At 43.5% G+C, this 13,567-nt stretch carries 11 protein-coding genes, 1 tRNA gene and 1 pseudogene; 9 read left to right on the top strand and 4 right to left on the bottom strand.

Annotation, left to right across the window (positions count from 1 at the left end; genetic code table 11):
- Positions 1-693 precede the first annotated feature (693 nt).
- The 3 genes from BUC07_RS19750 to BUC07_RS19740 form a co-directional block, all read right to left on the bottom strand.
- Positions 694-765 (bottom strand) — tRNA-Gly (locus BUC07_RS19750).
- 161 nt (positions 766-926) lie between these two features.
- Positions 927-2,243, bottom strand: a complete 1,317-nt coding sequence (locus tag BUC07_RS19745; RefSeq protein WP_073173947.1) for a Gfo/Idh/MocA family protein — start codon at positions 2,241-2,243, stop codon at positions 927-929.
- Between the two features lie 233 nt (positions 2,244-2,476).
- The gene (locus BUC07_RS19740) at positions 2,477-3,790 is read right to left on the bottom strand and encodes a Gfo/Idh/MocA family protein (RefSeq protein ID WP_073173945.1); all 1,314 of its coding nucleotides are present in this window, start codon (positions 3,788-3,790) and stop codon (positions 2,477-2,479) included.
- 626 nt (positions 3,791-4,416) lie between these two features.
- On the opposite strand from BUC07_RS19740, the gene BUC07_RS19735 reads away from it, so the two are divergent.
- The 9 genes from BUC07_RS19735 (at position 4,417) to BUC07_RS19695 (ending at position 13,128) form a co-directional block, all read left to right on the top strand.
- Positions 4,417-5,007: a TetR/AcrR family transcriptional regulator gene (locus BUC07_RS19735; RefSeq protein ID WP_073173942.1), complete on the top strand. Its 591-nt coding sequence runs from the start codon at positions 4,417-4,419 to the stop codon at positions 5,005-5,007.
- A 6-nt stretch (positions 5,008-5,013) separates the two neighbouring features.
- Positions 5,014-5,757: an outer membrane lipoprotein-sorting protein gene (locus BUC07_RS19730; RefSeq protein ID WP_073173940.1), complete on the top strand. Its 744-nt coding sequence runs from the start codon at positions 5,014-5,016 to the stop codon at positions 5,755-5,757.
- Complete coding sequence (locus BUC07_RS19725; RefSeq protein ID WP_073173938.1) at positions 5,754-6,974, top strand: ABC transporter permease; 1,221 nt, start codon at positions 5,754-5,756, stop codon at positions 6,972-6,974. The genes BUC07_RS19730 and BUC07_RS19725 overlap by 4 nt, the downstream gene beginning before the upstream one ends.
- Positions 6,975-7,155: 181 nt before the next feature.
- Complete coding sequence (locus BUC07_RS19720) at positions 7,156-8,376, top strand: ABC transporter permease (protein WP_073173935.1); 1,221 nt, start codon at positions 7,156-7,158, stop codon at positions 8,374-8,376.
- Positions 8,377-8,552: 176 nt separating this feature from the next.
- The gene (locus BUC07_RS19715) at positions 8,553-8,936 is read left to right on the top strand and encodes a four helix bundle protein (protein WP_073173932.1); all 384 of its coding nucleotides are present in this window, start codon (positions 8,553-8,555) and stop codon (positions 8,934-8,936) included.
- Between the two features lie 52 nt (positions 8,937-8,988).
- Entirely contained in the window at positions 8,989-9,675 is a 687-nt protein-coding gene (locus BUC07_RS19710) for an ABC transporter ATP-binding protein (protein WP_073173930.1), read from the top strand.
- 2 nt (positions 9,676-9,677) lie between these two features.
- A complete protein-coding gene (locus BUC07_RS19705; RefSeq protein ID WP_073173928.1) occupies positions 9,678-10,361 on the top strand; it encodes a CAP domain-containing protein in 684 nt (227 codons plus the stop codon).
- A 2-nt stretch (positions 10,362-10,363) separates the two neighbouring features.
- Positions 10,364-11,542: a hypothetical protein gene (locus tag BUC07_RS19700; protein ID WP_073173926.1), complete on the top strand. Its 1,179-nt coding sequence runs from the start codon at positions 10,364-10,366 to the stop codon at positions 11,540-11,542.
- 173 nt (positions 11,543-11,715) lie between these two features.
- A complete protein-coding gene (locus BUC07_RS19695; RefSeq protein WP_073173924.1) occupies positions 11,716-13,128 on the top strand; it encodes a type III PLP-dependent enzyme domain-containing protein in 1,413 nt (470 codons plus the stop codon).
- Between the two features lie 56 nt (positions 13,129-13,184).
- On the opposite strand, the pseudogene BUC07_RS19690 reads toward BUC07_RS19695, so the two are convergent.
- Positions 13,185-13,466 (bottom strand): annotated as a pseudogene (locus tag BUC07_RS19690) (single-stranded DNA-binding protein); the annotation flags it as partial.
- Between the last annotated feature and the right edge of the window lie 101 nt (positions 13,467-13,567).

Genomic DNA, 13,567 nt, shown 5'->3' with positions numbered 1-13,567 from the left:
TAATATTTTGTTTGCACTTTGAAGCTAAATTGTGTGACTTTTTTGTATGTAATTTATTGACAATCAATTGTTAATATTGTTTTTCAGCAAACCTTAATATAAAACCTTACTAAGACCGGGAAGCTCCGAATATATGATGAGATCACTCGGCCGAAGTTAGGTTTTATGAAAATGGAGGTTAAAGATGAAAATCAGCCTCGATTTTTTTGTCTCGTTTTTGCATCAAGGCAAAAATGAGAGCTCCCGGCAGGGGAAAATTGGTCATTAGTTGAAGAACTCTCCACCTACTTTTTGAAGTGTTCCAAATCAACTGCAATTTGTATTCTTTGTTATTTTTTGGAACTGGTTTTTGTTTAAATTTTCCCTTCTGCCCTGCATGAAAATAATTGCATTTGAAAAAGACCTGCAATTTTCATTTTGCAAGCGTTAGATTTTCAGAGCGGGAAACGGGGATTCCATGTAATGATGCCTACGGCAGAACCCGCGACCCTCAGCCTGTTCCACTGAACATCCGGAATTGGCACTGAGCTACAACTACAATAAAAAAACCGGCAGAACCGGCTTTCAGAGCGGGAAACGGGGATCCCACGTAGTGATGCCTACGGCAGAACCCGCGACCCTCAGCTTGGGACACCGAGTGCTCGGGACTACCACTGAGCTTTCAAAAAAAAAGCCGGAAAATCCGGCTTTCAGAGCGGGAAACGGGGATTGAACCCGCGACCCTCAGCTTGGGAAGCTGATGCTCTACCACTGAGCTACTCCCGCTTTTACGTCTGCAAATTTATAAATTTTGGAATCGGTAAATCAGAAACAGAATAAAAATTCAGCTTAAAAAATGTTCTTTTTTAGTCATCGGATGACTGACCTGTTTATTTGCCAATCCGATTTTTCAGTAATGTCATCCGATGACTTGAAAACAAAAATATTTAAACATTTGGTACTTTCCACGGAGCACGGTAATGGGCTTTTACCATTTCAGTGGCTTCGGCATCGTTAATAAATTCCTGCTTTTCGTTATTCCAGAATACCTTGCGGCCCAGCCGGTACGAAATATTTCCCAAATGGGCAAACCGGGCAATGTGCGCACCAATTTCAATATTACAATTGGGTTTTTCGCGGGTTTTAATGCAGTCGAGTAAATTTTTCACGTGCAATTCCAGTCCTTTTCCTGTTCCTTTTTGCAGCGGAACGCCTTCAAAATCTTCTTTGGCACTGGTGCTCGAAGTTTCGGGAATCACTTCCCAACCATCGCGATCAACCACCAAAGTTCCCCATTCTCCCACAAAGGCAACGCCATGACCGCGTTTGCCATACTGGGCACCGTAAATTCCAATAGTATGATCCCAAAGCAATCCGAAGTCGCCAAAATCGTAAACCGCCATCATCGTATCGGGTGTTTCCATGGCATCATTGGGAAACGCATATTTTCCACCGGTACTCATTACTGATTTAGGCACATACTGATTCATTCCAAACAACGCATAGTCGAGCAGGTGAACGCCCCAGTCGGCCATCAGACCACCTGCATAATCCCAGTACCAGCGAAAGGTAAAATGAAATCTGTTTTTGTTGAACGGTCGTTTGGGGGCCGGCCCCAGCCAGAAATCGTAATCCACTCCTTCAGGGACTTCGGAATCCGGCACAACCGGGATGGAATTCTTCCAACCCACATACGACCATGAACGCACCGAACGGATCCGCCCGATTTTTCCGGCGTGCAAATAATCCACCGCCGCTTTCCAGTGCGGATCGCTACGTTGCCACTGCCCCACCTGAACAACACTCCCGTAACGTTTTTGAGCTTTCACCATTAAATTACATTCCTGAATAGAATTGGCCAGCGGTTTTTCGGTGTATAAATCTTTGCCAGCCTCCATGGCATGAATTGAAATTAAGGCGTGCCAGTGATCAGGAGTGGCGTTAATCACTACATCTATATCTTTGTTATCGAGCAGTTTCCGGTAATCGTCGTACAACATTGGCTTTTGGCCCTGAATTTTTTCCACTTCGGCCGCCCTTTCTTCCAGTACATTGCGGTCCACATCACAAAGTGCGCCGCATTCCACATTAGGCTGGTTCAGAAAAGTTTTCAGATTGTTGAACCCCATTCCAAGGCAGCCCACCAGGCCTACAACAACTTTTTCGTTGGCCGAAAATCCGGCCCGCAAAATGGTTGGAAAAGCGCCTAAAGCGGCAGTGGCTATAGCAGAGTTTCTGATAAATGTTCTTCTGTCCGGTTTCATTGCAATTGTTTTATTGGTTCATAACTGATTCTACTGTTGCAAATTTAAGTTAGATTACAAGAATTTTTGAAAAACATTGTAAGATAATAGATTATATAATATTTTTCAAAATTTATTTAGTCGATAATCTATTATTTTCACCGCTCTGAAGGACTGTGCTAAAAAAAATCAATTTGCAGCACCCGGTTTTCCGGGAGCAAATTGATTTTTCGATCTTGACTTTAATTAATAACCTACACGCGAGGCAACGGCCACTTTTCGTTGTAATTCACCCGTGTGAGCTTGTCAGCCTCTGCTTCTTTAAACTTTTTATTCACATCGTCCCAGTGAATTCGCTTTCCTGTCCGGTAAGCAATATTCCCCATTTCGGAAACAATCGCCGTTTTGGCGCCAATTTCAACCGAAGCATTTGGTGTACCGCCTTCGCGAATACATTTCAAAAAATTCTGAACATGCTCATTCAATCCGTCGCCGTAATTCTCTTGCGTTTTCCCTTCAAAGAACGGTCCCTTTTTGGCATCGCTCCGGTCGGGCATGGTTTGCCAGCCACCACGGTCAACAACAAGTGTTCCTTTCTGGCCCACAAATGCAACACCATGTCCTTTTCCGTAGGGTCCCATACCAGGGTTCAGCCCGCATTCCCAAACCATGGAATGTTTAGGGTAATTGTAAAGCGCCTGCTGAATATCGGGCGTTTCGATAGCACCTTCTTCGTGATAAAAAATGCCACCTCCGGGTGAAATAGATTGCGGCATTCCGGCATCCATGGCATGAAGAGCAAAATCGAGCAGGTGAACGCCCCAGTCGGTCATGGCACCACCGGCATAATCCCACCACCAGCGAAAGTTATAATGGAAACGGTTGGGATTGAACGGCCGTTGCGGAGCCGGTCCCAGCCACATGTCATAATTAACATAATCCGGGGCTTCAGAATTTGCCATTGCCGGATAAGGTTCGTCATATCCTTTGTAAATCCAGGCTTTTACCAAATGAACATCGCCCAGTTCTCCCGACTTAACAATTTCGGAAGCCTCAAACCAGTGTTTCGAACTGCGCTGCCACATGCCTACCTGAACAGCCAGATCGGGGTATTTTGCAGCGGCATCAACCATGGCATTGCACTCTTCGATGCTGTGGCCCATGGGTTTTTCAACATAAACATGTTTGCCGGCTTCCAGCGCCATTATCATCATGTGCGCATGCCAGTGGTCGGGTGTGCCAATAATCACCGCATCCACATCCTGATTATCGAGCACTTCCCTGAAATCTTTAAAAAGCTGAGGACGTGTCCCGGTTTTTTCTTCCACATCGCCAGCCCGGTTTTCCAGAATATTGGAATCCACATCACACAAAGCAACGCACTCCACATTTTCCTGGTTTAAAAAAGTGGAAAGGTCACTGAACCCCATACTCCGGCATCCGATTAATGCCACATTAACTTTCTCGGCGGGAGAAGCACAGGCATTTAATACTGCCGGCGCCACGCCTATTCCTGCTGTTGCAATTGCTGAATTTTTAATGAAATTTCTTCGATTTGAATGTACCATAAGATTTTATTGATTTGCACACAAATTTAAAAGAAAATATGAATTTGCGGATGGCAGCAGCACCGTTTTGGCAGCAAAAGTTATTACTTCTACTTTGACACTTTATGCTAACATCGAAAAATCTATTCGTTTTACCCTAAACCCCAAGGGGAACCAAATAGATTTTTCTTATTTCGCCACTTGGGGCCGGGGTAAAAAATAAGAAAAATCGGTTTCTCATGTAATCTGTCAAAGTAGAATTACAAAGGGAAAACGCAGCGATCGCATTCCGGTTTATGAAGAGGCCAAAACAAATTCAACTGTAGTTGCACAAATTCCAGGTGATATTGAATTATCGGTCATAAACAAGGTAAACAGCTGGTTTCTGGTTGAATTGTTCGATGACAACCAGGTTTACATTCAGGCAACTGATGTAAAATCAGAATAAATAAATTAGTGTTTTTTTGCCGGGCAGGTTTATTTTTTATTCCTGCCCTTTTTTCTGATAAAACCTGCTTTTGTATATATTTCAATAATGACTGACCGGTCATTCATAATTAACAATTAATTAACAGTATTTATTATTTAGTTTTCAGAAAACAGTTTTAACTTTGACCAACCGTTCAGTCATAAACAAATAAAAAACAATGCCTCGAAGTCAGAAACAATATAAAGAAATAAGAAAACAGAAAAAGCAACTAATATTGGATTCGGCGCTTGAACTGTTTGCCGAAAATGGGTTTCATTCCACGTCCATGAGTAAGGTTGCCCAAAAAGCCGGTGTTTCAAAGGGACTCGCCTACAACTATTTCGAAAGCAAACAGGATATTCTGGATGAAATCATAAAAACCGGATTCGATTCCATTTACTCCAATTTCGATCTAAACCACGACGGAATTTTAACCCGCGAGGAGTTCGAGCATTTTATCCGGAACAGCTTTAAGGCCATCGGCAAAAACCGAAAATTCTGGAAGCTTTATTCAGCAATAATTATGCAGTCTGACATTGCAGAATCGATGATGGAAAAATACGGCGACCGTTCCCAAATCATTATGCAAATGCTCAATCAGTTTATTAAAACCATGGGAAGCAAAGATCCGGAAGGCGATCTCATGGTCATCAGTTCACTGGTAAAAGGCTCGCTGCTGGTGGTAATTTCCGCACCCGAATTTTTCCCGCTCAAACAACTGGAAGATAAAGTAACAGAAGCCTGTTTCAGGTTGATAACCACTAAATAATGTACCATGAAACCACTTTTGACATTAATCGCTGCAAGTTTATTTTCAATCAGCTCCGTTGCTCAGGATGTTTCAGAGATTATCAGAAAAGCCGATGAAAAATTCAGGGGCGAATCGAGCCGCGGACAAACCACCATGATAATTGAACGCCCCAACTGGAGTCGCGAAATTTCCATGAAAACCTGGTCGCTCGGCAACGACTACTCACTGATTTACATTACCGCCCCGGCCAAAGAAAAAGGACAGGTTTTTCTGAAGCGCAAAAACGAAATGTGGAACTGGGTACCCACCATTGAGCGGATGATTAAAATTCCGCCATCAATGATGATGCAATCGTGGATGGGCTCCGATTTTACCAACGACGACCTGGTGCGGGAATCGTCGCTGGAAAAAGATTACAACCACAAATTGCTTGGCGAGGAAACCATTCGGGAATATGAATGCTATAAAATTGAGCTTATCCCAAAAATTGATGCACCGGTGGTTTGGGGAAAAATTTTGATGTGGGTTTCCAAAGATGAATACCACTGGCTCAGAGGTGAGTATTACGACGAGGATGAAAATCTGGTTAACATTGAAATTCTTTCGGAAATTAAAACAATGGACAACCGCGAAATGCCCACCCGGATGGAAATGATTCCGGCAGACAAGGAAGGTCACAAAACCGTTTTGATCTTTGACGAGATTGAATTTGATGTGGATTTGGATGAATCGTTCTTTTCGCAACAAAACATGAGGAGAATAAGATGAAAACAAATATCAAACTGGCATGGCGAAACCTCTGGAGAAACCGGCGAAGGACACTAATTGCCATTTCATCCATCATTTTCAGTGTGTTACTAGCTTCATGGATGCGTTCCATGCAGGAAGGTTCATACGACAGTATGATTGAAAACGTGGTGAAATTCTACTCGGGCTACCTGCAGGTCCAGGATACGGCTTACTGGGAAGAACGCACACTGGAAAACAGCATGGAAGTTTCGCCTGAATTGATACACCAAATTGAAAATCTTAAAGATGTCACACTGGTTTCGCACCGGCTGGAATCTTTTGCCCTGGCAGCCAATCACCAGCACAGCAAACCGGGCATGGTACTGGGCATTGAACCCGAAGCGGAAAACCGTATTACGGCGATTTCAAAAAAAATAAAAACCGGCGAATTCCTTCAACCGGGCGACAAAAGTGTGGTGCTTGGAAAAGGACTGGCAGATTTTCTGAATCTTTCGGTGGGCGACACACTGGTAATAATTGGACAGGGATACCACGGAATTAGCGCAAACGGACTTTTCCCGGTGAAAGGAATTATGGAACACCCCAACCAGGAATTTGACAAACGGTTGGTGCTGCTAGATATTGAAACTGCCCGTGAGTTTTATTCAGCGTATGGCTTGTCCACTTCGCTGGTGGTAATGACCAGCGACCATTACCAGGTAAACCACCTAAAAAATGCCATCGGAAACTTATTATCCTCTCAAAAAACAGTGCTTACCTGGGTGGAAATGCAACCCGAAATTGAACAACTGATTCAAAGCGACCGGGCAAGCGGTATTATTATGCTTGGAATTTTGTACCTGGTTATTGCTTTTGGCATGTTCAGCGTAATTATGATGATGGTAAAAGAGCGCCGCCGCGAGTTTGGTGTCATCCACGCCGTGGGTATGAAAAAGCGAAAAATGGCTATTGTAGTTTTGCTTGAAACACTTTTTATCGGAATTATTGGCTGTACCATCGGATTGGCAGTAAGTTACCTGTTCTGCCTCTGGTTTTATCACAATCCCATTCCGCTCACGGGCGAAATGGCCACAGCAACGGTTCAGTACGGTATGGAACCTTACATGTTCTTTTCCATTCAGCCTTCGCTGTTCTACAACCAGATGATCCTGATATTTTTTATCAGCCTGTTTATTGCCATTTTCCCGGTGTACAACATTTACCGGCTGAAAATAACATCCGCATTGCGGGCATGAAAAAAGTTTAGAGTCGCAGTTTACAGTAAACAGTTACAGTTTACAAGCGCATTTTTAATTTGATTACATAAAAAACTAATGACCGATGACTGATGACGAGGAGCGAAACTTTTGAACCTGGAAACTGAAACCTGGAACCTGGAACCTGGAACTTGAAACTTTTAAATTTAAACAAAAAGATATGATTTGGTCAATTGCATGGAGAAACGTTTGGCGCAATAAACTGAGAAGCCTCGTAATGATTGCAGCCATTGCGCTGGGTTTGTTTGCCGGGGTATTTACCATGGCGTTTATGCAGGGAGCTGTGGATGCACGCATTGAATCGGCTACCAAAACCGAACTGGCCCACCTTCAGGTTCATGCCCCGGAGTTCCTGGTAAACAACGACATTGCCTTAAAAATTGATAATGCAGATGAAATCCTCGGAAATATTGCAGCGCTCGATTCAGTTGTCGCCGCAAGCCAACGATTGATTGCCGAGCCGTTTATTATGGCAGCTCACGGAACCGGAGGAGGCAAATTAATTGGCGTGGTTCCCGAACAGGAAAAAAAGGTAACCGATATCTGGGAAAAAATAGTTGATGGCGCTTACCTGGAACACGACAGCCGCATGCCGCCTGTTGTAGTGGGCGAAAAACTGGCCAAACGACTTCGACTGAAAGTGGGCACACGCATCAATGTGCAAATGGTTGACCGCCACGGAAACCTGTCCGTCAAAGGATACAGGGTAAGCGGAATTTACCGCACCACCAACACAAGTTACGATGAATCGACCCTGTTTGTAAAATTTAAGGATTTGCAGGCGCAGCTGGGAATGGAAGAAAACTCTGCACACGAAATTGCAATTCTTTTGGAAAACGGCGACGAGGCATCTGCTGTTAAACCATCCATCCAAAAAGTGGCCGGAAATTACGAGGTGCAAACCTGGAAGGAAATCAGCCCTGAAATGTCGCTGCTTACCGATTCCATGGACCAGTATATGTATGTTTTTATCCTGATAATTTTGCTGGCACTCTGTTTTGGCATCATCAATACCATGCTGATGGCGGTTCTGGAACGCGTCAAGGAAATCGGGATGCTCATGGCAGTGGGAATGAACAGACGACGGATTTTCTTCATGATTATCCTGGAATCGGTTCTGCTTACTGTTTCCGGTGGAATTTTGGGAATGTTGATTGGCTCAGTGGTTACAAAGTTTTTCGAAACCCGGCCCATCAACCTTGCCATGTTTGCCCAGGGACTGGAAGAATACGGCTTTGCCTCTCAGATATACACTTCATTGCGTGGTGAAACACTGATAACCATTGGAATCCTGGTAATTATAACCGGTGTACTTTCTGCTGTATGGCCGGCCAGAAAAGCGCTGAAACTGAATCCGGCGGAGGCGACGAGGACGGAATAGGAAATGTATGAAGGCAGTAATGCAAGAATGCATAAAGGTGTATATGCGTTAAGGAAGAAATTAGAGAGTATATTAATGATAATAAAATGGAAAGAAATAAATGATTTATTCAATTTGATTTAAAAATAATTCATGCATTAGTGCAATTTTGCCTTAATGCATTAAAATACAAAACCATGGAAGAAAAAAATGTATTTGTAGAGGGATTAAAAAAACGAACAAAAAAATTTGGCGTGGATGTTATTCTCTTTTGCGATTCGCTGAGAAAATGTAGGGCCTCAGCGGTAGTTACTTACCAATTGGTGAAAGCAGCAACTTCGGTGGGTGCCAATTACCGTTCGGCATGCAGGGGAAGGTCGGATGCAGAATTCTTCAGCAAACTTTGCATTGTTGTGGAAGAAGCCGACGAATCTGTTTTTTGGCTTGAAGTCATTGAAGATTCCAATTTATCAAACGACCCAGTAGAGTTAAAAAGACTACTGGACGAAGGAACAGAAATTTTGAAAATTACAACAAAATCGAAAGACACAACTTATAAAAGACTTCATTCTAAACATTAATGCAATCTCATATTCATGCATTCTTGCATTAATGCATTAAAAAATTATAGTCATGAAAATTATAGAAATCAAAAACCTGAAAAAAACGTACGAGGACAATTCGGTTCCTGTACATGCAGTGAATGGAGTTGATCTTTCCATTGAAGAAGGCGAATTCACTGCAATTGTTGGTCCTTCGGGTTCGGGGAAAACCACTTTACTGAATGTGGTGGGTGGCCTCGACGATGCCACGGAAGGTACCGTAATTATCGACGGAATGGAAATCAATACACTTTCGTCGCGTAAGCTCACTGATTTCAGAATGTTCAACATCGGATTTGTGTTTCAGGCCTACAACCTGATACCGGTGTTCACAGCTAAAGAAAATGTGGAATTTGTGATGCATTTGCAGGGTGCTAAAAAAGCACACCGCGAAGCACGTTCCACCGAATTATTGAAAGCAGTCGGGTTGGGTGAAATGATGGATCGCCGGCCTTCGAAACTTTCGGGAGGACAGCAACAGCGAGTGGCCGTTGCAAGAGCCTTGGCATCAAAACCCAAATTTGTGCTGGCCGATGAACCTACCGCCAACCTCGATTCAAAATCGACTGAAAACCTGCTCGATATTATGGAACAGCTTAATAAAAATGAAAATATTACGTTTATATTTTCAACGCATGATCAGCGGGTGGTGAACAAAGCGCGCCGGGTGGTTACGCTGGAAGACGGCAAAGTAAAAAGCGACGAAAAAAGAGAATAATTATGAAGAGAATAGGAATAATGCTTCTGGCATTTCTAACAATTTTTGTAAACGAACTCGTTTCAGCAAATGACAACAATGCGGACTGGAACGATGCGACTTTAAACACCGCAGCCAATGCACGTTTCCTTTCCCCTCTGGAGAAAGAGATTTTTCTGGAAATTAATAAATTACGTTCCAATCCGGCTAAGTACGCTGAAGAATTTATTGCCCCGCTGGCCAGTAATTACAAACAAAAATTGCTCTATTATCCCGGCGACAAACCATTACTTACCCGCGAAGGTGTGCAGGCACTTTACGAATGTGTTCGTGTACTGAAAAAACAAGATCCACTTCCTATAATCTATCCCAGCAGCGGCCTCACGAAAGCTGCCAGCGACCATGTAAAAGACCAGTCGAAAACGGGCCGCACCGGCCACATTGGAAGCGACCGTTCCAGATCGCGCGAACGCATGGAGCGCTATGGGAACTGGAATATCCGCATAGCGGAAAACATTGCCTACGGTGGCACCAATGCAAGGCAAATTGTAATTTACCTGCTGATTGACGATGGAGTTAAAAACCGTGGACACCGGAAAAATTTTCTGAATCCCGATTTTAAAACGATGGGCGTGGCTACCGGCAGCCACCCCGAATATGGCAACATGACCGTGATGGATTTTGCCGGCAGTTACAAAACAAAGTAACCATGAAATTTGCAAAATACATTTTTCCTGTTTTTCTGTTTTTTAGCCTGACAGCTAATGCACAACTCAAGAAAATATCATTTTCAGGATATGTAAAAGATTTGTACATGTTTTATAAACCTGAAAACCCAATACCCGGAATCGACACCGATCATCTTTCCTCCAACCTCATCCATAACCGACTTAATTTCAGGTGGTATGCAACCAACGAACTTACTTTTGCGGCAGAAGCCAGAAACCGCTTATTCTCTGGTCAGCTTGTGCGCGAATTTCCGCTTTACAAAAAGTTTGTGGACACTGATCCGGGTTATTTCGACTTGTCTCACACAATGGCATCAGGCAATAGCTGGTTTCTGCATTCTATGATAGACCGCGCCTGGGTGGATTTCACCACAGGAAAATGGCAAATTACCGCAGGCCGGCAACGTGTGAACTGGGGAATCAACCTGGTTTGGAACCCCAACGACATATTCAACACGTTTGATTATTTTGATTTCGATTACGAAGAACGGCCCGGTTCCGATGCCCTGAAAATCAAATATTACACGGGCGTAACTTCGTCTGCAGAACTGGTGTACAAAATAGAGAAAAATGACCTGGAAGACAAAACAGAATCGACGGTAGCCGGCAGGTACCGCTTTTCCAAATACAGATATGATTTTCAATTTATCGGCGGACGGATGCCCAAAGATTATGTGCTTGGCGGCGGCTGGATGGGCGACATCAAAGGGGGCGGTTTCCGCGGCGAAGTTTCGTGGTTTATTCCGCATGAAGAAAATAACGACAATGAAGAAGCACTGGTAGCCACCGTTTCGGGTGATTACACGTTCAAAAACAGCCTGTACGTTCACGCTGCCGTCCTTTATAACAGTTTGGGAGTAACCGGAAAAGCCGGCGCACGCGAATTTTTCGACCAGAATATTTCAGCCAAACGATTATCTCCTGCCCGCTGCAATCTATTCGGGCAACTCTCCTACCCTTTCACCCCGTTATTTTCCGGCAGTTTTTCAGGAATGCTGAATCCTTCCGATGGTTCGGCTTATTTGGGGCCGTCTTTCACTTACTCGCTTGGCAACAACCTTGAATTGATGGCAACCGGCCAGCTGTTTTTCGGAGAAGAAGGCACCGAATACGGCGAGCTGGGAAAAGCGCTGTATGGCAGACTGAAGTGGTCATTTTAGCCGGGAATCGGACTTTTCAAAGTCCAACACTATGAGTTGGGAAACCCGAAGTCTCCCGAATGCAAAATAATCAGAATTAAGGACACATTAAAAATCCAATCATTAAGTATTTTTAAAAAAGGTGCTTATTTTTACCGCGTAAAATATTTGCGAACTTATTTGGCACTTAAGAAATGAAAAACACGTACCTCGATTTAATTGAACAATCATACTATTTTCCGCAGGAAGGATTCGACCTGCAAGACGGCAATCTTTCATTTTACGGCGTTTCGCTAAAGTACCTCATAAACAAATACGGCACGCCTTTCCGGCTGATGTACCTGCCACGCATTGGCGACCAGATTAAGAAAGCCCGCAACCTGTTTCGGCGTGCAATGAAAGCTTCCAATTACCAGGGAGACTATCATTATTGCTACTGTACCAAGTGCAGCCACTTTCACCATGTAATCAGCAAGGCATTGCAATACAATGTCAACCTCGAAACTTCTTCGTCGTTCGATATTGATCTGATTCTGAATTTATACAAAGAAGGAAAACTGGACACAAATGTGAAATTGGTGCACAACGGCTATAAAACAGATGAATATATCAAAAAAATAATCAGCCTGCAGGATTTGGGGTTTGTGGACTCAACCATTGTACTCGACAATAAAAACGAACTGAAAAAAATTGTTGCTTTCGCCAATGGGAAAAAAGTAAAAATTGGCATCCGAAAAGCAATTGATGAAGAGCCACAAAGCGCCTATTATACTTCGCGCCTTGGAATTCGCGGCTCCGAAATAATTGAGTTCTACCGGAACAACATTAAGGAAAAATCGAATATTGAACTGACCATGCTCCACTTTTTTGTGGATTCTGGCATTAAGGACACACTTTATTACTGGGGCGAATTTCAAAAATCGGTAAAACTCTATGTCGAACTGAAAAAAGAGTGCCCCAACCTGAATTCAATTAACCTGGGCGGAGGATTTCCCATCAGGAACCACCTGGGTTTTGAATACGAATATGAATACATGATTAAAGAAATTGTGCAGTATGTGAAAGATGTGTGCAAATCGGAAGAAATGGACGACCCCGATATTTATACTGAATTCGGGAAATACACGGTGGGCGAAAGCGGGGCAACCATTTTCTCGGTACTGGAGCAAAAGCAGCAAAATGATGCCGAGTTGTGGTACATTATCGATAACAGCCTGATGAACACCATCCCCGATGCGTGGTCGATTCTGGAAAAATTTATTTTGCTGCCCATTAACAAGTGGAACAACGAATACACCCGCGTGAGTATTGGCGGCATCAGCTGCGACCATTCCGATTATTACAATTCCGAAGATTTGAACCAGCAAATTATGTTGCCCAAATATTCCTCGCGCGAAAAAGAACCGCTTTACCTGGGCTTTTTCCATACCGGGGCTTACCAGGACTCAATTAGCGGTTACGGCGGCATAAAACACTGCCTCATTCCATCGCCGCAGCATGTGATTATCGACCGCGACGAAACCGGAAATTTTGTGGATTACGTTTACCGCACCGAGCAAACGGTGGACGACATGTTTAACATACTGGGATACCACACGAAAAAATAAAACCGCACCGGACATCCCGGTACGGTTTCATTATTTGCTATGTCTGAAGAACCCGTTTATTTCTTGTTTTTATCGAGCATAAGCAATGAATTGACAACCACCTCGGTGATGTATTGTTTATCGCCGTTTTTGTCGTCGTACGAGCGGTTGGTAAGTTTTCCCTCCACCGCAATCTCCGACCCTTTTTTCAGGTAACTTTCCACAATATCGGCTTGCTTACCCCAGGCCACCAGCCGGTGCCATGTGGTTTCCGATTGTTTTTCACCCTTGCCGTCGCGATAAATTTCGTTGGTTGCTATTGAAATAGTAGCAACTTTCTTTCCGCTGTCCAACTTTCTTACTTTAAGGTTTGCTGAAAAACAATATTAACAATTGATTGTCAATAAATTACATACAAAAAAGTCACACAATTTAGCTTCAAAGTGCAAACAAAATATTA

Origin of the sequence: Tangfeifania diversioriginum, from assembly GCF_900141875.1 — a bacterium.
Taxonomy (GTDB): domain Bacteria; phylum Bacteroidota; class Bacteroidia; order Bacteroidales; family Prolixibacteraceae; genus Tangfeifania; species Tangfeifania diversioriginum.
The sequence above is the reverse complement of the archived record's forward strand: the minus strand, read 5'-3'. Positions and strand labels throughout refer to the sequence as shown.

What these genes read in the sequence shown, in the direction of transcription:
- BUC07_RS19715 (WP_073173932.1), top strand. Translation starts at nt 8,553, where the DNA reads ATGGAAGAAAAAAATGTATTTGTAGAGGGATTAAAAAAACGAACAAAA.
- BUC07_RS19730 (WP_073173940.1), top strand. Translation starts at nt 5,014, where the DNA reads ATGAAACCACTTTTGACATTAATCGCTGCAAGTTTATTTTCAATCAGC.
- BUC07_RS19700 (WP_073173926.1), top strand. Translation starts at nt 10,364, where the DNA reads ATGAAATTTGCAAAATACATTTTTCCTGTTTTTCTGTTTTTTAGCCTG.
- BUC07_RS19735 (WP_073173942.1), top strand. Translation starts at nt 4,417, where the DNA reads ATGCCTCGAAGTCAGAAACAATATAAAGAAATAAGAAAACAGAAAAAG.
- BUC07_RS19740 (WP_073173945.1), bottom strand. Translation starts at nt 3,790, where the DNA reads ATGGTACATTCAAATCGAAGAAATTTCATTAAAAATTCAGCAATTGCA.
- BUC07_RS19710 (WP_073173930.1), top strand. Translation starts at nt 8,989, where the DNA reads ATGAAAATTATAGAAATCAAAAACCTGAAAAAAACGTACGAGGACAAT.
- BUC07_RS19745 (WP_073173947.1), bottom strand. Translation starts at nt 2,243, where the DNA reads ATGAAACCGGACAGAAGAACATTTATCAGAAACTCTGCTATAGCCACT.
- BUC07_RS19705 (WP_073173928.1), top strand. Translation starts at nt 9,678, where the DNA reads ATGAAGAGAATAGGAATAATGCTTCTGGCATTTCTAACAATTTTTGTA.
- BUC07_RS19725 (WP_073173938.1), top strand. Translation starts at nt 5,754, where the DNA reads ATGAAAACAAATATCAAACTGGCATGGCGAAACCTCTGGAGAAACCGG.
- BUC07_RS19695 (WP_073173924.1), top strand. Translation starts at nt 11,716, where the DNA reads ATGAAAAACACGTACCTCGATTTAATTGAACAATCATACTATTTTCCG.
- BUC07_RS19720 (WP_073173935.1), top strand. Translation starts at nt 7,156, where the DNA reads ATGATTTGGTCAATTGCATGGAGAAACGTTTGGCGCAATAAACTGAGA.